The sequence below is a fragment of the Gardnerella sp. KA00288 genome (assembly GCF_049244085.1).
GTDB lineage: Bacteria > Actinomycetota > Actinomycetes > Actinomycetales > Bifidobacteriaceae > Bifidobacterium > Bifidobacterium greenwoodii.
This window is the reverse complement of the sequence record NZ_CP058373.1, coordinates 251,210-272,728: the sequence shown is the minus strand read 5'-3', so window position 1 is coordinate 272,728 and position 21,519 is coordinate 251,210. Positions and strand designations below refer to the sequence as shown.

Here is a 21,519-nt window from a genome sequence, read left to right as displayed (position 1 = left end):
ACAATACACTTTAAGAATAGGCTTAAGCGTATATATACGTATATATAATATCTAATATGACTAAGGCAACGAGTGCAGAAACCAAAGATAAACAAGCAATGCAAGAAAAGCAAGATACTAGCAGCGCAAACAGCAGCAACGAGGGCTGGGAAGTTGTAAATCGCGTTGTTTACCCTGTAAAAAACGCGGAAATTACTATGCCACTTTACGTAATCCCGTGGCACCGCTCCTACTTGCAGCGCACTGTGCTCGATCCTCGTATGAATACGCGCGCAATCGATATAAATAATCTAAATCTCACTGATTTCAAAAAGCTTCTTGCAGATACTAGCAGCCACCTACCAAATGTTGAAACTCAAGGCATTTGCACTGTTCTTTCGCGCAACTCACTTTGCGTTGCCGCCGGAAAGCACGTATCGCTTTGCACTTTCTTTAACGCTTTTCCTGCAAGCTATTGGCAGCATTGGACGCGCGTAAAAACTGTTAAGTTTACTGCTCGCGTTGAGGGAGCAGGTGCGTTGCAACTTGTGCGTTCAACCGGTCGCGGACTTACGTATCCGGTGCAAAAGTTTGAGTTTGATTCTAATAAGCAGCAGCCAACTCAAGGCAATCCGTCAACGCAAGATAAGCAAACACAATCTGCTCAAATTATTAGCTACGAAATTCCTATGACTGGTCTTGCAGACGGCGGATATTTTTGGTTTGAAGCGAAAGCAAGCGATTCTAGCTGCTTTACTGTTAGCAATGCTGAGTGGAGCGTGCCATGCGCGAATAAAGTGCAATCAGGCAAACAACCGCAATCAAATAGCACTTTTTCTATTGCTATTACTACCTTTAACCGCCCTTCATACTGCCACAATCAGCTGAAGGCAATAGCAGAAAACAAAGCACTTCGCGCGCGACTTGACACAATTTATTGCACAGATCAGGGCACGGATTTAGTAAAGAATCAACCTGGATTTAACGAAACAAGCGCAAATCTTGGCAGCCAACTTACTTACATTCAGCAGGCTAATTTAGGCGGTTCCGGTGGATTCTCGCGAGGCATGTTTGAAACGCTTAAAGCCGGCAAAAGCAGCTACACTATGCTTCTTGACGACGACGCAATTAGCGAAACAGAGTGCATTCTTCGCGCGCTTCAGTTTGCCGACTACACAATTAAGCCTGCTATTATTGGCGGAGGGATGCTTCATCTTGACAATCGCACGGTTCTTTATACTCAAGGCGAACGATTCACTCGCAACAACGTGTGGATGAAGCCTTCACAGAATCTTGATTACAATCATGATTTTGCAGCTATTACTTTGCAAGATTGCCCTGAGCGCCATCAGCGAATAGACACTGATTACAACGGTTGGTGGATGAGTCTTATTCCGACTGCGATTATGAAAGAAATCGGTCTTTCGCTTCCTGTGTTTATTAAGTTTGATGATACTGAGTATTCGATTAGAGCTCTTGAGCACGGGTATCACACGATTTGCCTGCCGGGAGTGGCGGTTTGGCACCAGGCTTGGCACGATAAAGATCCTTCGCGCACTTGGGAAGAGTATTTCTTCCAACGCAATCGTTGGATTTGCGGACTGCTTCATTGCACTCGTCCAAGCTTACGTTTTGCGATTGAGATGCTTCGAAGCGACTTGGCTTCCGGCTTAAAACTTGCGTATTCTGCTATGCATTTGCATCATATGGGATTGCAGGATATTTTGCGCGGACCACAATATATTGTTGATTCAATGCCGCAAAAGCTTGGCGAGGTTCGTAAAGCGCGTCAATCCTTTAGCGATACGCAGCCTGTAAGTGACGAAGCGCTTATTATCGAGGTTTCTCGCGAGCACGTAAGTCCGTTTACTGCGCACGATGCTAAGGCTTTGCGTAAAGCGCAGAAGCGCGCCACGATTAAGGCTTTGTTTGCTCACGAAAAGCATGCGAAGAATCCTCGTCCGGAAGTTGCGATTCCAGCGCAAGACGTTTCTTGGCCATCGTTTGTGGGAGTTAATACTGCAATCGTTACGGCTCCAGATGGCACTACTCTTAATCTTTTCCAGCGAGATAGCAAGTTATTCCGTAAAATGTTGCGCGCGGACGCACTTTTGGCGTTAAAAATGTTGCGTAAGTGGAAGAAGCTTTCTCGGGAGTATCGCAGCTACGATATGGCGAGCGTTGAAAGTTGGGAGCAAATCTTCCGAGCTAGCAACAAGTAACAGTGACATCGGAAACATTTGCCGGTAATTTTCCGGCAAATGTTTCACGAAACCTGCTTAATCATCATCGCGCGATCGCTTAGCAAAGCATAGTCGCGATTTCGACTATCTCTAATCACAAACGTGCAAGCGTTCGCATCCACCGCCACAGCAAGCAAATCCGTGTAGTCGTCCTCAGTTGGGCTAGGCGTGCGCAAGGAAGTAAACAGCGTAAACTCGCCATTGTTAAACAAATTTAACGGCATTTCAAAATACACTGTTTGATGCCCACGCTTCTGCATTTTCAGCACTTTAGAACCAGTATCGTAAGTAATTCCTCCGCGCCGAATGTCATGCAAAGCAATCGCTAAATAGAAGTCACCCGGCTCGTCGTACTGATATTCCACAGCAAAACGGAAAGTATCGCTGCTCTTGTAAATCTTGTCTTCCAAAGCATAGGTTCTAAGCAGCGGACACTTTGCGTTCAAACCTTGAGCATACTGCCCCTTGCCCAGCTTTTCACCAAGCTTATTTTGCTTTTCGCGCTCTGCCTCAATATTTGCCAAAGTATATTGATCTGCCACGGACTCAGTGTTTCCAATTGCTGCAACTTCACCGTCGCTAATCATCATCGCACGCGTACAATAGCGCTTCACAGCATTCATATCATGCGTAACAAGAATAACGGTTTTAGTTGGATCTTTACGAATATCTGTAAAGAACGCGTCACACTTGCGCTGAAAAGCTTCGTCACCAACGGCCAAAACTTCGTCAAGAACTAAAATATCTCCCTGCGCTTTAATTGCCACAGAAAACGCTAAGCGAACTTGCATGCCCGAAGAGTAATTCTTTAACTTTTGATCCATAAAGTCTTCAAGCTCGGCAAATTCCACAATATCGTCGTACATTGCGTCGATTTCTGCGCGAGTAAAGCCGAGCAGCGCTCCGTTAAGATACACGTTTTCGCGGCCGGTAAGTTCCGGGTTAAAACCAACACCAAGCTCAATAAACGGCACAAGCTTGCCTTTTACTTTTACACTTCCAGTATTTGGATAGTAGATTTGCGAAATAATTTTTAAGAGGGTTGATTTGCCTCCGCCATTTCGCCCGACTATGCCAAAGAATTCGCCGCGATGCACGTCGAAGCTTATGTCTTTAAGAACGTTCTGAATTTTGTAGCCTTTAATACCCTTAGTAAGATTTATAAACGCTTGCTTTAAGCCGGTTGCTTGCTCGGTTGGTAACTTAAAATATTTTCCTACGTGATTGACTGATAAAACAATATCGTCATCACGCACTTGCGCTGCTTGCTCTTCTTGCACTTCCGCCGCTTCTTCCTGCAACTTACTCATAAATTTCACTTCCCCATCGTAACTGTCATAAATATCGTAAAATTTTTCGTAAATTTAGCACGCTACATAATTTCTACAAAAGTGCGACTATTTTTTCGGAATATATACACTCCAAGCCACACTATTAGCACGGTAAGCAAAAGCGGCACGCAAGACATCCACGAGAATCCAAATTCACTCCACACGGTTGGTTGCGTTTCGGGAGCCAGCATATTGTGTCGCATATCCTGAATACATTGCGCTATAGGATTAAGCAGCTCAAGCTTTGCCAGCACCGCAAAAATACCGCCCTTATTAATCACGTAACTAAGCGGATAAATAATCGGCATTCCGTAGAACAGCAGCTGCTGAGCCACTTCCCAAATATGCAAAATATCGCGGAAGAACACGTACATAGTAGACATTATTAGCGCCATTCCGATTGCAATTGCATAAAGCTGAATCAGACTTATTGGAAGCAGAATCACTCTCCACGTAAAATGCACTCCGCCAATAATCGCAAAAATAAGCACGACTACTAAATTAATCAAAAAGCTTATTAAAGATCCAACCGTTGCCGAAACCACCACAATGTAGTTTGGAAAATGGATTTTGCGCAACAAATCGCCACGATCTACAAGTGAGCGCAAACCAATCGAAGTTGATTCTTGCACAAACTGCCACGCGCTAATTCCCATCAAAAGAACCACAGGGTATGTTGGCGTGCCGTCTGTCATTCGCAAAAACTTGCCAAAAATAAGATACATAACGCAAAACATCATCAACGGCTTCAACGCCGACCACGCCACACCCAAGAAAGAGCCTTGGTAACGCAGCTTAAAATCGGTTTTTACTAAACCGCGAAGCACGATATTTGCATACGCGTACTTTTTACGACAACGAGCCATGAGATTTTTCACGCTCTTAATAATATCAGTTATGTTGTAATTGAATGTTTTAATTGAAATGATACTTTAGCCTAAATGAGCTTATTGCTAAAACGAGCTTATAGTTGAAAATAGGCTTTAGTAATAACAATTGAGCGCTGCATTTGAATACACTAAATCAACATTCATAAACCACTTATGCTAACATCGTACGTATGCCGAAAGTATCGATTATTGTTCCAATTTATAACGTTGAAGCCTTTTTACCAGAATGTTTAGAGTCTATTCAAAATCAAACTTTTAAAGATTGGGAATGTTTGATGTTTTCGGATGGAAGCAAAGATGGTTCCATCGATATTATGAAGTCTTTTGCAAAAAAAGATAGTCGCTTTGTGGTAATTGAAAAAGAAAACGAGGGCTACGGAGCTACTTGCAATCGCGGTTTGGAACGCGCTAAAGGCGAGTGGATTAGCATTATTGAGCCTGATGATTTTATTGATCCGCATATGTATGAGCGTTTGCTAAGCAATGTTGAGATTGCTGGAAAAAATTCTGACAAAGTCGGCGAAACTGGCGCAACCCTAGATGTTATCAAAGGCGGATACTGGCTTTTTTACGACGGCAAAGATGGTTATAAGTCGGCTGTAGAAACGCCAAACTTGTGCTATTTCATGCCTGAGCATCGCACTATTTTTAATCTTAGCGAATTTGCTGAGCCTTTCTACCATCATCCTTCTATTTGGTCGGCTATTTACCGCAAAGATTTTCTTAACGGAGATAACCGCAATCACGAAATCATACGTTTTAAGCCAATTCCTGGAGCAGGTTGGACCGATAATCCTTTCTTTGCACAAACTATGGTTTTAGCAAATAAAATCTGCTGGAATCCTGGAAAGTACTACTATTATCGTCAAACTAATCCGGGCGCATCTAGCTTATTGAAGGATTTCCATCTTCCTTTCGACCGTTTGCGAGATATGCGCGAGTTTCTTAGTAAGCAGAATATTTCTCGCGAAATTTTGCACGCTTTTTATTCTCGCGAATTTGATTACGTAAACTCCTTGATTACAGAGTTTGGTTTTGACGATAAGAATCCGGAAATCCGCAAACTTATTTATGAAGTTTTTAGTTCCATGGATTCAAAAGAAGTTTTCCTTATGGCATCACGCCTTAAGCCAGAATTTATGGATTATTACATGGATTTCCTCGGCTCGTCATACGAAGTTAAGCCACAAAAAGCAGAGGCAAATCCTAAGCTTTCGCTCGTAATATTTACGCATAATGCTCATTCTTGGATTGTTGATTCGCTTAAAGCTTGCAGCTCAATAAGCAGTATTCCTTGCGAATTTATTATTGTTGACTCGCATTCAAACGACAGTACGCTTGCAATTGCCAAAAAATTTACTAGCAAAGATAAGCGTTTTACAATTCAGTCGCATGAAGATACCGCAAGTATTAAAGATATGCTTTCTAAAGCAATTTCTTACGCTCACGGCACATACACAATGTTTATGCCTTCAAGCTACATAATTAACGAAAAAGTGCTATCTGAAGCGCTAAATCGGGTGCAGTATTATAACGAAATTTGTGAAAAAGATAGTGAAAACGCGGCTAAAGACGCTAGTAAAACAGCCAGCGTCGACCTCGCTTTCTTCAACAATAAAAGCAAACACAGCGATTATTTGATTGATTGTGCATTAAAAAACAGCGCAAAAACTAAAGAATCTAATATTTTGCAGCAGCAGTTTATTATGCCAACGAATTCGGAAGATGCTAATAAAGACGTAAGTTACGGTCTTTATAAAGCTAGCGATATTCCGGAACTTTTGTTAGACAGCTGCTACAGTTATGGCTGGCAAAAAATTTGGCGAACCGACTTTTTGAAAGCTTCTAAAGCTGAAGCTGGAGAACACGACCTGCCTTCAACTTTAATGACTTTTACAACTCGCGCAGCATTAAAAGCACAGAAAATACTGTATTGTGCTTTGTCTAAAACTTACGAAGATGCTTATGGAAGATTCAGTGTTGGAGCTGACGAAGGATTCGAAAACCTTCACCACACTAATATTCCAGAAAACTTCTGGCTTTCTATTGAGCATCACGCTATTAAAGATGAATCGCCTCTTGAAGTTGATTCCGTAATCGAAACCGGAGAATGGCTTAAAAGCGAAGGCTTGCTTGATCAATACAATCGCGGATACGTAAATTCGCTTGTGAACAGTTTTGTTCACGACTGCCATACACGAGTAACGTCTGAATCTTTGGCAGATATTGTTCATAATAAGCTTCAAGAAGTGATGCAAATTATGGATTATGATCAAATTTCTAAGAATTTGCCAAGCTACTTCTACGATGAGCTTTCGTATAACGAATTCCAAAAGTTGCATCTAAATACCGCTTCACGCACTTTGTGGCTTAAAGAGCGCATGCTTAAATTTGAGAGCAAAACTCTAAACTACGAGCAGGAAATTAGCAGTATTCGCACTTCTGCACGCTACGTTATTGGCGAGAAAATCGTAAAAACAGCGAAGAAAATAGCATTCCCGTCTATTATTGCAAAATTGCAGAAAAAGTTCCGTCTTATGAGGCGAAATAGCAAATAATTTACTTACTTACATATGCGAGAGTTTACTTAGTTGCGTAAGGATTTGTTGCTATATCTTCCTCAATCGCATTTATAATGCACTGATTCTCAAGGCAATCGCGACTAACATGCTGGAAGTGCGAGAACATGTCTGCTGGAAGCTGATAAATATTCCCGTAATAACTGTACAGAATTTTTTGCGCATCATTTGGCACGCATACTGAAAAATCTTCAAATTGATCTTGATTTAGTGGGAACATGTTTTTGCAGCTAACCATATATATGGATTCTGCATCAACATTATCAATACCGTAAATAACGCCATAAGTTTCATTAGTTGAAGATTTAGAAATAATATTTTCGTTTTGCGCAATTTCGCGATACTTTGTAAAAATACTTTCGATTTCTCTAGTAAACTTAGCACCATCTTCACGATACCCGCCTTTAAGCCACTCATCATAGAATGGCTGCGAGCGCAAATCATCTTGCAAAGTTTTACGAATCTCAATAAATCTTTGTCTAATCTGCTCATTGTACTCAGGCAAATAATCGTAGAAGAAAATATCTATAAAGCTAGGATTTTCAGGATTTTTGTAGCGCAAACGCAACTGCCTGCAGAATACGTAAGGATCAAAAACAAGAACTGCACGGTAGCGTTTCGACAATTCCTCATCATTTTGAAGAAGATTGAGTAAAGTATCAATATCTTCTCTAATCATTCCAAGATCAACATCATCATCCCATGGAATAAATCCGCGATGACGAACAACACCAAGCAAAGTTCCAAAATCAGCCCAATATTGAAGATTATGCTCGCGCGCAATTTCAGCAAACTCGTTTAAAAGACTAGCGCAACCTCGTTGAATAAGTCGCACGGAACCTGTTGCTTTAGGAAGCGAATAGTAAAAACGCTTACGCGCGTCCAAATCGCTCTCATTGTCACGCCTGTAATTAGACCAACCTAAAAGTGACGAATGCTCACGATTCGTAAGCATATCGACGTGCAGCATACGCTGATTTTCTAGTATATGTACCAGCTGACCGTCGAGAATTTCCTGCATGCGAGTTAAGCGATTCTGCAAATCGCCAACTTGTGCGCGAAGATCTCTTATTGAACGCTTAGAGGAAGGGCAACGGTCAATAAGTCCACGGAATAATCTACGAAATACTGACGCCATAATTCACACCTTCTGTATGTTTCTCCACTTTTACTCTCGATAAGTCATATGGTTATTCATTATATACGCTTTGTTGCTTGCGGGCGACCTATTCTTTACACAGCTGAGTCGTTTTGGTCGAAATCTGCCGTAAAGCCGACATAAACTACTCGCAGCTGAGTCGTTTTGGTCGGATTTATACTCTCACTGTTCAAAATAAAGATTCAATAGCTATTTTTGAACGCTTGTTATATAATGAACAAAACACCAATCCAAGTGAGGTGCGCATGGCTATTAATCACAACGAATTTAGGCTACTTACTGCCCTACTAAATAACACAAACAACTCCCAGCAAATAAGTCAGCGAGATATTGCCACGCGCGCAGGAATTTCGCTCGGAACCGTCAATTCTTCAATCAAAAGCGCAGAAAATAAGCATCTTATTAAAGCTGCAGAAACATTGCAAATTACACCTAAAGGTCTTGCTGAACTTGAGCCGCACAAAGTTAAAAACGCTATTATTATGGCCGCAGGATTTTCGTCAAGATTCTCACCAGTTTCGTACGAAACTCCAAAAGGCTTGCTTACAGTAAAAGGCGAAGTTCTTATTGAGCGCCAAATCAAGCAACTTCACGAAGCTGGAATTAACGATATAACTGTTGTTGTTGGCTACAAACAGGAGCAGTTTTTCTACTTAGAAGACGCTTTTAACGTAAAAATCGTGCCAAATAGCGAATACAACACTCGCAATAATAACAGTTCGCTTATGGCTGTAGCGAACCAGTTATCTAACACTTATATTTGCTCATCAGACAACTATTTTGACGAAAATCCCTTTGAAAAATACGTTTGGAAAGCTTATTATTCCGCACAATTCCAGCAAGGATACACTAAAGAATGGTGCATGACTTGCGGAGCACATAATCGCATTACAAAAGTTACGATTGGCGGAAGTGACGCTTGGTACATGATTGGTCACGTGTATTTCGACACCGAATTTTCTAAGCGATTTGTGCAAATTCTTCGTAAAGAATACGATTTGCCGCAAACTGCAGGAAAACTTTGGGAAGATATTTTTATTGAACATATTGACGAGCTAGATATGCAAATGCGCAAATACGATCCGCCAATTATTCACGAATTTGATTCTATTGACGAGTTGCGCGAATTTGATCCGCTTTTCCTAGAAAATATTGATAGCGCAATTTTTGACCATATCACTAAAACGCTTAATTGCAAGAAATCCGATATTTATAACGTGTATCCACTAAAAAATGGTCTTACTAATTTATCTTGCCATTTTTCAGTTGGAAAAAGCGAGTACGTTTATAGACATCCTGGCGTTGGCACAGACGTGCTTATTAATCGAAAGGCGGAAGTTGAAGCTTTAAATCTTGCTAAGCAGATTGGTTTAGACGGCACTTTTATTGCAGCAGACGAAACTGTTGGCTGGAAGATTTCGCACTTTTTGCCCGATTGCAAAACAGCTAATATGCACGATTTAAAAGAGCTTAAAGAGGGATTGGCTTTAGTGCGCTTATTACACGAAAGCAACAGAAAGATGCTTAGAACTTTCGATTTTTACTTAGAATCTCAACGTTACATAAGCGAATTAAATAATAGAAAAGTTACGATTCCGCAAAAAATTATTAATCTGGGATTGAGCGCAAAAAAGCTTCACGAATTAGTAGTATCTAAAGATTCACAAAACTACTGTCCTTGCCATAACGATGTTTTGGGAGCAAATATTTTAATCGACAAACAAAATCGATACCATCTTATTGATTGGGAATATGCCGGAATGTCTGATTATGCGCAAGATTTTGGCACGTTATGCGTTTCGGACGAATTTAGCGATACTGAAATAAACGAAGCTATGCCTATTTATTTAGCACACACTCCGTCAACTCAAGAAAAGCGTCATTTGCTGGCTTTTGTGGGATTCGCAGGATGGTGTTGGCATTTGTGGTCGCTTGTTAAAGAAGCGGAAGGCGAGAACATAGGAACTTGCATGTATACCTACTACCGGTACGCAAAACGCTATATTAATGAAGCTCTTAAAATGTACGAAAATTAAAACACGAAATTAGGTACTTATGAAATACGCGTTTTTAAGCGGATTCCTTTGGGGAATTGACACTGCCTTACTTGCAGTTTTAACCACATTTCTTAGCTATAACAGCAGCACTAATTCAGTAATATTCGTTGGTATTCTTGGAGCTCTACTCCACGACGCTGTATGTGCAATTTTTATGTGGGTTTACATAAGTACTCGAAAAAAATGGCATAAAACGCTTGAAATACTAAATAAACCACGGATTCTGGCACTTATTATCGTAGGATCTTTACTTGGCGGACCGCTCGGCATGAGCGGATACGTTTTAGCAGCAAGCAATATAGGGGCTGGATACGCTGCTGCAATTTCCGCCTTCTACCCTGCAGTTGGAACTGTACTTTCTGCGTTAATACTTCGCGAGCGCTTAAGTGCGGCAAAATATGCAGCTTTTGCGTTAGCTCTTATTGCGGTTTCTGCTTTAGGATACTTTTCTTGCGCTCAAGATGCTCAATCTTACGTAAATTCAAACACAATACTTGGCTTAGCTGGAGCAATTTTAAGCGTAGTTGGTTGGGGAAGCGAAGCTGTTGTGTGCGCTTGGGCTACGCGTCAAAAAAGCATAGACGACGAAATAATACTTCATATTCGCCAAACTACATCCGCATTTGCTTACGTTATTATTGCGATTATTGCCATTGTTTCTAGTATATTTGTCTCTTCTACAGGCACTTCTACAGACACTTCTGCAGTCACTTCTACAGGATTAGAATCCTATATTTCACTAAACACAAGCTCGCTTCAAGCTTTCAAAATAGCAGGAATGGCGATTATTGTCGGCCTTCTTGGAGTGAGCTCGTACCTTTGCTATTACCGCGGTATTGCGAAAGTTGGAGCATCGCGCGCAATGGCTGCAAACGTTACTTACGCAGCTTGGAGCATGATAGCAACAGCAATAATCTCATGCACAATGCCGTCAGTTTTGGCTTGGATTTGCTGCATTACTATTATGTGCAGCACGGTTTTCGTAGCACGTCAGTAACATATCAAAGCCGCGAGCTGCAAACGGAATCATAAGCAAATACGCAGGAAGAATATACTGCGACTGCGCTTCCCAAACAATGTACAAAACTGCCATTCCTAGCACTATAACAAGCGGAGTTAAAAGCGGAGTCAAGTATTCGTAAGAAAATTCGCAAGAAATCTTAGACAAAGAAGAAGGCGACTTTCTTTTACGCAACAATACGCACAGAAATACTGTTGTAAACGCAACAAGCATAAATTGAAGAGCATCTAGGAAGGTAAAAACAACCATATTTAACTTTCCAGAATAAAGCGAGCGCAAAGCAGGATTCATTTTGCGATCAATTAAAACCTGCCTGTACGGACCGTTCCACTTCCAACTGCTTGCAAGCAAAGATTCGTAAGTTGGTTCAAGCCACTCTCCCGCAAACTTTTTAGTAAAGAAAGTCGCTATTTGCTTAGGATTTTTTAAGAAGAAATTAATATTTTTGCGTAAAAATTCAGTAGATTCCTTCTTTATAGTCTCTTTATTATAGGTTGCAACGTCAAAGCTAGTTGGGTATCCGTTATACCAGCCAGGATTATTTGGACCGCCTTTTCTGGCAGGATCCGTTGCCATCGCAAGCCAAACTGTAGAAGGCAAACCATCTTTTGCACTGTGACCGAAAGAATTAGCTGCATCCGCAACCGTAACATTACTTAAAGCAAAGAATGCGATTGCAAGCAATACGCAAACAGCATGCTCCCACTTTTTAGAACGCAAAGCAGACACAATCCACACAACAATCATGCCAAGTAAGCAATAAACCATAGTAGACTTAAGTAATATTGCAAAGAATATGCAAATCAACGATTGCATTGCATCACGCCAACTGCCACCACGAATATTTTTTGCGTGAAAAATAAGCGCTCCAAACACAAACGGCAAGCAAAGCGTATTGCCGTAAGCAAAAGTCGCGTAAAAAATCATAGGCAAAAATGCTGCATAAAAAAGCAAAGAAAGAATCGTCACATTTTTATTGCAGAATAATAAATTCACGTAGTACGCAATAAGAACGCCAGTAATAGCCGCACATAGTACGTTCAAAACTTCAAACGCCGTGTATGCGTTAGAACCAAAAACGATTACCAAAAATCGCATAAGAGAAAGAAGCGGGAATTGGAATGGGAAGCGAGTCAAGTAACCGCCCGGGCACACAATCCAAGATAGTTCCGAAGTGTCAACTCCACAAACCACAGGAGTTATATTAGGATTTGCATAATATTGCGCTGCGCTAAACAGGTATGCTGGATCCCACTCCGGCCACGCGTGAGTAACATGTACCCAAATTAAACCTGCCACAAAAACATAAGCAAAAACAGCGGCCGCAACGTAGCGTATACGCAACTTATTAATAAGCTCACGCTTTCGTAAAAACGCAATAATAAAGAATATTGCTGCGCTTATAGCAATTACGAATGGAGCTTGGAACCATAAAAATTCAAGAGTGTAGTCGCCTGGTAAAAGATGAGCTGAAATAACTAGATTAAGCAAGGATAATGCGCTGAAAAATACTGCAGCGCACCAAAGTGCGGCAGTACTAAAAAAGCGCCCAAGCATTACGCTTATATTCTGCAAACACTTAACCATACTTTCAAACCCCTTTAAAAGATTACTTTTACAAAGTGCCTTTACAAAGATTATTTATAAAAATCGTATTTACAAAATTATATTTATATTATATTTACAAAGATTGCTCAATATAGTAGCGCGGACGATGCTTCGATTCCAAATAAATCTTGCCAATATAACTTCCAAGAATGCCCATAGAAATCATAAGGAATCCGCCAATAAACCATATTGAGCACATAAGCGAAGACCAACCAACAGCAGTGTGATTAGTAAACAGCGACGCAATTACGTAAATAAACATTGCAAAACCAATAACAATAGAAAGCAATCCCATATACGTAACTAATTTCAGCGGCTTAACAGAAAACGATGTAATTCCCTCTAAAGCAAAGGAAATCATCTTTTTCAAAGGATATTTAGAAACGCCAGCCGTTCTTACTCCACGCTCGTAATAAACTTTTGCGGTTTTAAAACCGAGCATTGGCACAATTCCGCGCAAGAATAAGTTGACTTCGCTGTACTCAGAAAGAGCATCCAACGCAATCGAACTCATTAAACGATAATCCGCATGGTTTGGCACAACTTCTGCACCCATTGAGGCAAAAATCTTATAAAAAGCCAAGGCTGTATTTCGCTTAAACCAAGTGTCTTTTTTGCGCGAAGAGCGAACGCCGTAAACAATTTCGCAACCATCTTGCGCAAACTTTTTAAGCATTTCATCAACAGCGTTTACATCATCTTGCAAATCGGAATCCATAGAAATTGCTGCATCACAACCCTGCTCGCGCGCATACATAAGACCCGCATACAGCGCATTTTGGTGGCCGCGATTATGCGCAAGCTTTACACCGCCAAAAAGTGAAGGATTTTTGCGATTAAATGAGGCGATTAAATTCCAAGTAGAATCTTTTGAACCATCGTCAACAAAAATTACGCGACTGTACGAATGAATAAGTTTCTGATTCATAAGATTAGTCATCTTATTTTGAAGAACCGCAGCCGTTTTAGAAAGACCTTCTTCCTCGTTAAAGCAAGGTACAACAATGTACAAAATTGGCACATTTTCATGCGCGCTGTTTAACGAAGTATTCATAATCTAACAATCTCCAGAAACTGTATTTACAAGTAGACAGTATAGTCTAGTACAAGAATCTAAAGTCACGTAGAGAAATAAAAAACGACATTTCTGTTGATTTTGCGCCAATTTTATGGTGCTGTTGCTATGGTAGTAGCAGATAAACACGTAAAAAACATGTCTGGAGGACTCGTGGGACAGATTATCGTGCGTGTATTAGCTGGATTAGCTTCAATTGCTACCGCATTTACTATGAACGTTGTAGCACCTAAGCAGACCTCATTGCCTACTGGCGCTTTGAAAAATAATGTTGTAAATCCTATAGTGCAACCTCATGCTTCCGGCGTTGTGCGTCAAACATCGCTTTCTGAAAATGAATATGGCGCTCATTGGGAAGATTCCGATGGTTCACCTTCTTTTATTGACGGAAACGGTGACGAATTCGTTAAAAACGCCAAAGGTGTTATTGACGTTTCTGAGCATCAGCATTTAATTGATTGGGATGCTGTAAAAGATTCCGGCATAGACGGCGCGATTATTCGCATTAGCTACGGTTGGGGTAATGGCTACGACAAGCAGGCTTTGCGCAATATTAGCGAGTGCAAGCGTCTTGGTATTCCATTTGGCATTTACATGTATTCTTACGCAGAAAAGCCGGAAGATGGTGCAGCTGAAGGTGCAGATATTGTCAGTCTTTTGAAGGGCGCTGGAGTTGATCCTGAAGATTTGACTTACCCTGTTTACTACGACTTGGAAAGGTGGAGCTGGAGCGGTCATAAACCACCAACATCCCCATACGTTTACCAGGATATTGTTGCTTCATGGTGGAATCAGTTAGTTTCTGCAGGCTACCATAAGCTCGGCGTTTACTCTTATACGAATTATTTGAGAGGACCATTAAATTCTCAGTATATTCACGAGCGCACAAGCTGGGTTGCTAGCTACGGTTCTCGCGTAGGCTTCCCTATTTCTACAGCTTTGCGCGGATGGCAGTATACGTCAAGCGGCAGCGTGAACGGCATTGAGGGTCGCGTTGATTTGAACGCATTTGGAATGGCTGATGGCGGCGAAATCAATGGCGTTTCTGAGTTTGGTAACACGATTACAAACACCAGCGCGAATTCTTCGCAAGATGTTGGAGACGGCTGGAAAGTAAGCAAGAAAGCGAATCGCCGCGATCTTTGGACCAACGGAGATAAAAGCTTTATTCTGCAGTACGAATTGCGCGACTCCTACTACGGTCACGGCGGATACGCTCGCCTTGGCGCTCCTATTGCAGACGAAGAAAACTTGGGCGGCGGCTGGTGGCGTCAACGCTGCAAGAACGGCGACGTTATTACACAGGGCCGAGATAAGAAGTACGTAATTCAGTACGAATTGCGCGACTCCTACTACAAGCACGGAGGATTCACTCGTCTTGGCGCTCCTATTGCAGACGAAGAAAACTTGGGCGGCGGCTGGTGGCGTCAGCACTGCAAGAACGGCGACGTGTTTACGCAAGGCCGAGATAAGAAGTACGTAATCCAGTACGAATTGCGCGACTCCTACTACAAGCACGGAAGCTATTCGCGACTTGGATCGCCTATTTCCGATGAGGAGAACATGGGCGGCGGCTGGTGGCGTCAGCGCTGCAAGAACGGCGATGTTTGGACGCAAGGTAAAGACACTAAGTATGTGATTCAGTTTGAGTTACGCGACTCTTATAACGGACATCGCGGTGCTGCTTGGCTTGGCTCTCCTGTTGCAGAAGAGGAAAATATGGGCGGCGGCTGGTGGCGTCAGCGCTGCAAGAACGGCGACGTTTGGACGCAAGGTAAATATAAGAAGTTTGTTCTTATGTTCAATCTTCGTAAAGATTACTACGCTCGCGGCGGCTTTGAAAAGCTCGGTGCTCCTGTTGAAGACGAGCATTACGACGGCAATGGTATTTGGCGTCAAACTTGCCAAAAGGCTATATTGCAAGCTAAGTAATTAAGTTTACTAATCTAATAAAGTGGCCGGTGTGCTAAACAGCATGCCGGCCATTTTTATATAGTTTGTTTTGCATATTAATTGCTTCGTCATTCATTCATGTAGATACTTGTGCGCTCCAAATGCGGGGTAAGTTCCTCACGTTTGGAGCGATTCACGAAGCTAAACCTTCCAAATGCGGGGTAAGTTCCTCACGTTTGGAGCGATTCACGAAGCTAAACCCTCCAAATGCGGGGTAAGTTCCTCACGTTTGGAGCGATTCACGAAGCTAAACCCTCCAAATGCGAGATAAGTTCCTCACGTTTGGAGCGATTCACGAAGCTAAACCCTCCAAATGCGGGGTAAGTTCCTCGCGTTTGGAGCGACGCGCAATACGCAAATCAGCGCCCAATCGTAAATAAATCACTCCACTTAAGGAATAAATCAGGGTTTACGTTTTGTATATCAGCAGACGGCTCAGTATGATTACTGAATACTAATAAACCAACTATTACAATAGTTGCCGCGGAACAAAGCACAGCTGGAATATACAAATGCAAAGACGATTGCTCAGCAATTGCGCAATCTTCTTCACAAGTAACATAAAGATCTTTGCTATAAGGCTTAACTCTGTGAAGCATACTCATTATTGCAATCAAAATAAATATAATAATCGAATCGCAATAGTAACGGTACAAATTGCCACCTAAACAGTAGTTAAGATACAGCAGCAAGAAGGATGCTACTAATCCAACAACTGTCATAATATACTCAATTTTTTGCATAAACCTACGTCTTAACGTGAACAGCCACCAGAAAAGCGGAATCATCATAAGACCGAAAATCATATGCGTGTAGAAAGAATTACCGTAGCCTTGATTATTTGCCCAAGGTATAGAAATATATGGGAAATTCTCCGAAATATTAAAAGGTTTTAAGAAATAATTAAGGAAAATATCGCGGATCTTAGTAGGATCAAAAGATTTACTATTAAATCGCAAATCAAAATTCGTAAGTTGCTCTTCATTTCCAAAATTAAAGAAAGACTTAAAACGCAAGTAATTATAAGTTAATATTCCAGTTACGCCTACAATCGCAGGAACAAGGAAGCTTGAAGCTGCAGCAACGCGATTTAAAATACTTCGCTTTGCATCAAATAGTATCGCAATAAACAACGGCGCTATAAAAGCAACAACCGGAATGCACGCGTTTGGCCTAGATCCGCATTGTAAAGCAAGACTTATGCCAGCGAGCGCAAAAAGCGCGTACCCCGCGCGCGAATGAGTTGTGTAAAGACGCACAGCTTTAAGAGAAGCGTATACGAATAAGATTCCAAACAGTATTGCACTAAGAAGCGGCATATAGTAAAGGGATGCTGAAGATTGCAAGTAGAAGATTAAGCATCCGAATGGGAAAGCTGCTGCAGCAAGCAAAAACAGGCAGTAATTGGCGCGTATTGCAAAGAATTCAACAACTTCTCTAAGAAGCGCGAACATAGACGGAATAATCGCAACCGCAAATACTGTAACAACTAATATTGCTGAAGGAACTGCGTGCGGGAAGAGCAGATTAAAAGGCAAGTAAGTGAGCAGGAACGGCACTATGCCAAAGTAGCAGTAGTAGTGATTATTGTGGAGCACAACATCCCAAGGTATGGATGCTCCTTTAGAGCCCAAGTCCATGCGCTCGCCCCAGCTAAACGGGTTTGCGGATTCTACTAATTCTTTAGGCGGCTGCTGCAACAAAGCTAAAGAGTTTGATTTCCAAGCTTTAAGCTGTTCGGTGTACGGATTGCCGTTGACGCGATCGTATAAATCGGAAGGGAATGGCACGCGAATTCCGTGACCGCGGTACACAATAAAGCAAAGATATAGCGAGAATCCCATAAGAATTGCGCATACTGCCCAAAAAACTATATTTTGCGTAAGATTGTGGCGGTCGTAATTAAGCAAGTACCACTTTTTCTTATATACCAAGAACATAAGCGAGCTTACAACGAAAAGTATTGCCCACATTCCAAAGTTTACGTGCAGCGCAAAAGGCGGATTTACTGTTACAGCTTTGAGTGTAAAAGGAGCTCCGGTTTGATTAAAATGAAGCTTAGCTTTGTACGCAGTTCCGTGACTTTCAAAACGAAGAACTCTAGTATTGTGCTTTCCGGTAGACATTTGGAAAGAATCCGCTAAAGTGTAGGCGTTTGGCGCAATGCCAAAGTCTTCAATTTCCAACGTGCCTGTGACGAAAGTTGAAGGCTTTTCTTGCTGCAACTCGATTTTCAAAGCTTTAGTATTTTCGTTAATTCCGCTTAATATTACGTCTGCTCCCGAATTTGGGATAGAAATGGAATTGCCGATAATTTGCGCTTGTTCTCTATTATTTTTTTCACCGGTTTGCTCGTTGTAACTGCTGGAATCCGGTATGATTGCTTTGCTTAAAACAAGAGGTTTTTGCGCGTAATTACGTGAATTGTACGCAAGATACAGGTTGCTGAAGAATGCGATTGCAATAAGACCAGTTATTACAAATATTGTTACGAAAGGTAATATTTTTCGTATTGCGTTATTTTTTTCTAAAAATTTTTCTAAAAATTTTTGCAATTCCGTATTCCTAATCAACTATAAATTCTTTATGCCCTTTGATATGCAAGTATATTGCAAACTCATGATGGATGAAGGGAAATATTAGAAACGCAATAAAAAATACAGAACAAAACAATATATAGGAAAAGATATAGAGCAAAAACGAATTTCAAAAAGTGGAGCGGACGACGGGAATCGAACCCGCGTAATCAGTTTGGAAGACTGAGACTCTACCATTGAGCTACGTCCGCAAAATAGCAACTTGTTTAAGTATACAGAAGCTTACGACATAGAGCAAGTTTGCGTTCGCGCGGCGATATGATTAAGTAAAAAGGGATACGTATCCAGAAAAAGGGTACGTATCAGTTTGTGAACGCAGATTAGTAAGGAGAGCGCATGATTGCAGGATTAGGTCACGATGTGGTGAATGTTGCGCAATTTGCTGAGCAGATGCGCGAAGGCAATGGTTGGCGCGCGCTGTTTTCCGTGCGAGAACTTCGGCAGTGCAGTTTGCGATCCGATACGAAGCACGACGACGAAGCTTTGCATATTGCGGCGCGCTGGGCTGGAAAGGAAGCCGTTATTAAAGCGTGGTGCGAGGCGCTGGCGAGCTGCAATACCAACTACCCCACCGACTACTACCCCTATACTCTCGATAACATGCCGTGGCCTGAAATTGAGATTCTTGACGATTCACATGGCTGCCCACACGTGGAACTTGCGCAAGAAGTGCAGAATAAGCTTTACGAATCAGTTTACGAATCAGTTTCGCAAAAACTTTCTACAGAACTTTCTACAGAACTTTCTCCAGAACTTTCTCCAGAACTTTCGGATTCGACTAAGCTTACGAATCTTATAAAAACGTCGAAGATCACGGAAAAGCCGCAGCTTATGAATCTTCCAAATTCACATAGAGATATTCACAACACAATTCGTTGGCATATCTCGCTAACTCATGACGGATCAGTGCAGAACAATACAGCAGTCGCATCCGCTGTTGCTATGCTCGAAATCCTGTAAACACAAACGCCGGAGAAATTACATGACGTTTGTTGCGGTTTTGTGGGACACTCGTGCAGTTGTCGCGCTGCGTTAGGGTCTCATTCTGCTTGTTTTCGGACACTCGTGCAGTTGGCGCTCGCGCGGATTACGCTCGCACGCGAAAATTGCGCAAGTAGTTGTAGTATAGAAAGCAGATTTTTCTGTAAATGAGATTGCTGCGCGTATGAGAGAAGGTTGCGATGTTTTGCATAAATTGCGGAAATAAAATTGACGCTGACGATAAGTTCTGCAGTTTTTGTGGAGCACCTGTTGAAAATGTAGAGCAGGAGCAGCAACATCAAGCAAACCAGCAACTCCAATATAACCAGCAGCAACCGCAAACACAACAACCGCAAACACAACCTCAACCACAACCGCAAGTCCAGCCAACTCAACCAACTCAGCCAACTCAACCAACTCAATCGAAACAACCAAGCCCAAATAAAGCAAATCTTCTTAATAATCGCAAACGTCTTGCAATTATGATTACTAGCATCGTGCTAACCATAGTGCTTGCGATTACTGGAACAGTTTGGTATTTCACAAGAAATACTCATGTAGCTTTTACAGTCTTTAACTCAAAATCGGAAGTAATCCCTAAAGCAAAAGCTGGAGACGATACGGATGGAGTCGTAAAGTCCTTGGAAAATAAGGGTTTCCGCACGAAAGTTATAGACGAATTTGGCGATGAAAAGCAGGGCAACTTCCTTCGATACGAAAACGTTAAGCCGGGTTCTAAAGTGTCAACTAAAACAGTTGTGAAAATTTTAAGATCTAAAGGCCCGGGCGTTCCTGCGAAAGGCGTTGTTGGCGCAAGTTTAGACAATGCTAAGAAAATTGTGAAGTCGATGGGCGTTCCAGTAAAGCTTCACCACGTTCCTTCTACCGATGCTGCAGACGGTAAGATTGTTGCGTCTAGCCCTATGCCTGGAAACGCTGTTGGCAAAGACGGCGTAATAAATATTGCGGTTGGCGAAAAGTGCGATGGCGTTCCGGTTGACGTGTTTGGGTTAGATAAAGACAAAGCCAAGGACATGTTGTCTTCTAAGCCTTTCAGCGTGGATCTTCGCCCGAAGTTCTCGTCTGCAAAGTATTTCGGCAAAATCGTTGGCGCCTACCCAGCTTTGGGCACTAAAGGAAATCCTAAAGCCGTAACGCTTTACTATGGTGTTGACGCATCCAAAGCTAAGGATGTGGTGACTGAGCCGATGAATTTTGGAGACGAAACGGCTTATCTTGTAACTCGAGCAGGCTCTTTTGTTGGCAAGTGGTGCACGAAGAGTGGTGATTGCATCAATCTTATTCCGCGTCTTTTTAAGGATGAGAAAAAGTGGGAAAGAGACGAAAAAAGTATTGAGGAACTTATACCGGCAGATATTGCAGATAAAAACGGCAGAATACCTGATAAAGATAGCGCAGGTTATTTAAATGATAAGGGTGGTCTTTATTTGAGTTCATTAGGTCAAGATCCTACGGATTACGCTGTATTTGATAAGAATCTTCCAAATAGTTCAATGATGAGAAATCATCTTATTTCTGGTGATACTGGTGCTGTTGAACTGTATGCTGGAGGTTTTATCGCGCAATGCGGCAATCACGATGCTCCTATTTATGGCGGTGGATTTACATGTCTGAATGGAAAATACGTCCAATTTCCAGATAATGATCCAGAAGAATATGAAAGAATTCATGACGATCCAGGCTACGGCATTGGTTACTACTACACAATGCAGGATTTTATGGTTGTTGTACCTGTTGGTGCGAAGTTCGACAAGCTTGTAAATAGTGGATATTTCGTTGGAAAAGTTGAAAATAAGCCGGATTTGACACGACCATTTATTTTGCGCAGGAATCCTAAGCTTTACAAAGAAACACGCAAGGATTTGCCTGCCGGCGGAGGCGATTGGATTAATCCCTTTGTACCTACAAAGCGTAGTCGCGCAGTTCCGTTCGCGCCTGCCCCGGATGATTCGAACGCGTACTATCTTGTGGAAGAACCTTTCGACTGGTCTTCGATTCCTGGCGAATCGCTGTAAAACGCGCTAA

Annotated in this window: 13 protein-coding genes and 1 tRNA gene; 7 read left to right on the top strand and 7 right to left on the bottom strand. The window is 41.9% G+C overall.

What is annotated here, in order from left to right:
- Positions 1 to 56: 56 nt before the first annotated feature.
- Positions 57 to 2,201: a glycosyltransferase gene (locus tag HXT52_RS01005; RefSeq protein WP_421775992.1), complete on the top strand. Its 2,145-nt coding sequence runs from the start codon at positions 57 to 59 to the stop codon at positions 2,199 to 2,201.
- 44 nt (positions 2,202 to 2,245) lie between these two features.
- Here the strand turns inward: HXT52_RS01005 and HXT52_RS01000 are convergent, their stop codons facing one another.
- Positions 2,246 to 3,532, bottom strand: a complete 1,287-nt coding sequence (locus HXT52_RS01000; protein WP_421775991.1) for an ABC transporter ATP-binding protein — start codon at positions 3,530 to 3,532, stop codon at positions 2,246 to 2,248.
- A gap of 62 nt (positions 3,533 to 3,594) precedes the next feature.
- Entirely contained in the window at positions 3,595 to 4,419 is an 825-nt protein-coding gene (locus HXT52_RS00995; protein ID WP_004133710.1) for an ABC transporter permease, read from the bottom strand.
- A 194-nt stretch (positions 4,420 to 4,613) separates the two neighbouring features.
- On the opposite strand from HXT52_RS00995, the gene HXT52_RS00990 reads away from it, so the two are divergent.
- Positions 4,614 to 7,001, top strand: coding sequence for a glycosyltransferase family 2 protein (locus HXT52_RS00990; protein ID WP_421775990.1), 2,388 nt, complete (start codon positions 4,614 to 4,616; stop codon positions 6,999 to 7,001).
- A gap of 25 nt (positions 7,002 to 7,026) precedes the next feature.
- Here the strand turns inward: HXT52_RS00990 and HXT52_RS00985 are convergent, their stop codons facing one another.
- The gene (locus HXT52_RS00985) at positions 7,027 to 8,160 is read right to left on the bottom strand and encodes a LicD family protein (protein ID WP_421775989.1); all 1,134 of its coding nucleotides are present in this window, start codon (positions 8,158 to 8,160) and stop codon (positions 7,027 to 7,029) included.
- Positions 8,161 to 8,426: 266 nt separating this feature from the next.
- Between HXT52_RS00985 and HXT52_RS00980 the strand changes: the two genes are divergently transcribed.
- Positions 8,427 to 10,217, top strand: a complete 1,791-nt coding sequence (locus tag HXT52_RS00980; protein ID WP_421775988.1) for an NTP transferase domain-containing protein — start codon at positions 8,427 to 8,429, stop codon at positions 10,215 to 10,217.
- A 19-nt stretch (positions 10,218 to 10,236) separates the two neighbouring features.
- Positions 10,237 to 11,235, top strand: coding sequence for an EamA family transporter (locus tag HXT52_RS00975; RefSeq protein WP_421775987.1), 999 nt, complete (start codon positions 10,237 to 10,239; stop codon positions 11,233 to 11,235).
- On the opposite strand, the gene HXT52_RS00970 is transcribed toward HXT52_RS00975, so the two are convergent.
- Both HXT52_RS00970 and HXT52_RS00965 read right to left on the bottom strand, forming a co-directional pair.
- On the bottom strand, positions 11,170 to 12,846 hold the full coding sequence (locus HXT52_RS00970; RefSeq protein WP_421775986.1) for a glycosyltransferase family 39 protein: 1,677 nt from the start codon (positions 12,844 to 12,846) through the stop codon (positions 11,170 to 11,172). The genes HXT52_RS00975 and HXT52_RS00970 overlap by 66 nt on opposite strands.
- Before the next feature lie 94 nt (positions 12,847 to 12,940).
- A complete protein-coding gene (locus HXT52_RS00965) occupies positions 12,941 to 13,921 on the bottom strand; it encodes a glycosyltransferase family 2 protein (RefSeq protein WP_419388817.1) in 981 nt (326 codons plus the stop codon).
- Positions 13,922 to 14,050: 129 nt separating this feature from the next.
- On the opposite strand from HXT52_RS00965, the gene HXT52_RS00960 reads away from it, so the two are divergent.
- On the top strand, positions 14,051 to 15,874 hold the full coding sequence (locus tag HXT52_RS00960; protein WP_421775985.1) for a GH25 family lysozyme: 1,824 nt from the start codon (positions 14,051 to 14,053) through the stop codon (positions 15,872 to 15,874).
- A gap of 380 nt (positions 15,875 to 16,254) precedes the next feature.
- On the opposite strand, the gene HXT52_RS00955 is transcribed toward HXT52_RS00960, so the two are convergent.
- Together HXT52_RS00955 and HXT52_RS00950 are read right to left on the bottom strand one after the other, a co-directional pair.
- The gene (locus HXT52_RS00955) at positions 16,255 to 18,450 is read right to left on the bottom strand and encodes a hypothetical protein (RefSeq protein WP_421776163.1); all 2,196 of its coding nucleotides are present in this window, start codon (positions 18,448 to 18,450) and stop codon (positions 16,255 to 16,257) included.
- A 159-nt stretch (positions 18,451 to 18,609) separates the two neighbouring features.
- Positions 18,610 to 18,683, bottom strand: a tRNA-Gly gene (locus HXT52_RS00950).
- 145 nt (positions 18,684 to 18,828) lie between these two features.
- Here HXT52_RS00950 and HXT52_RS00945 point away from each other — a divergent pair.
- Both HXT52_RS00945 and HXT52_RS00940 read left to right on the top strand, forming a co-directional pair.
- A complete protein-coding gene (locus HXT52_RS00945) occupies positions 18,829 to 19,452 on the top strand; it encodes a holo-ACP synthase (protein WP_421775984.1) in 624 nt (207 codons plus the stop codon).
- A 221-nt stretch (positions 19,453 to 19,673) separates the two neighbouring features.
- Positions 19,674 to 21,509: a PASTA domain-containing protein gene (locus HXT52_RS00940; protein ID WP_421775983.1), complete on the top strand. Its 1,836-nt coding sequence runs from the start codon at positions 19,674 to 19,676 to the stop codon at positions 21,507 to 21,509.
- Positions 21,510 to 21,519 lie beyond the last annotated feature (10 nt).

Bases quoted from the DNA above. Each gene is read 5' to 3' on its own strand.
- HXT52_RS00980 (WP_421775988.1), top strand. From the start codon at position 8,427: ATGGCTATTAATCACAACGAATTTAGGCTACTTACTGCCCTACTAAAT.
- HXT52_RS00995 (WP_004133710.1), bottom strand. From the start codon at position 4,419: ATGGCTCGTTGTCGTAAAAAGTACGCGTATGCAAATATCGTGCTTCGC.
- HXT52_RS00985 (WP_421775989.1), bottom strand. From the start codon at position 8,160: ATGGCGTCAGTATTTCGTAGATTATTCCGTGGACTTATTGACCGTTGC.
- HXT52_RS00940 (WP_421775983.1), top strand. From the start codon at position 19,674: ATGTTTTGCATAAATTGCGGAAATAAAATTGACGCTGACGATAAGTTC.
- HXT52_RS00945 (WP_421775984.1), top strand. From the start codon at position 18,829: ATGATTGCAGGATTAGGTCACGATGTGGTGAATGTTGCGCAATTTGCT.
- HXT52_RS00970 (WP_421775986.1), bottom strand. From the start codon at position 12,846: ATGGTTAAGTGTTTGCAGAATATAAGCGTAATGCTTGGGCGCTTTTTT.
- HXT52_RS01000 (WP_421775991.1), bottom strand. From the start codon at position 3,532: ATGAGTAAGTTGCAGGAAGAAGCGGCGGAAGTGCAAGAAGAGCAAGCA.
- HXT52_RS00975 (WP_421775987.1), top strand. From the start codon at position 10,237: ATGAAATACGCGTTTTTAAGCGGATTCCTTTGGGGAATTGACACTGCC.
- HXT52_RS00990 (WP_421775990.1), top strand. From the start codon at position 4,614: ATGCCGAAAGTATCGATTATTGTTCCAATTTATAACGTTGAAGCCTTT.
- HXT52_RS00965 (WP_419388817.1), bottom strand. From the start codon at position 13,921: ATGAATACTTCGTTAAACAGCGCGCATGAAAATGTGCCAATTTTGTAC.
- HXT52_RS01005 (WP_421775992.1), top strand. From the start codon at position 57: ATGACTAAGGCAACGAGTGCAGAAACCAAAGATAAACAAGCAATGCAA.
- HXT52_RS00960 (WP_421775985.1), top strand. From the start codon at position 14,051: ATGGTAGTAGCAGATAAACACGTAAAAAACATGTCTGGAGGACTCGTG.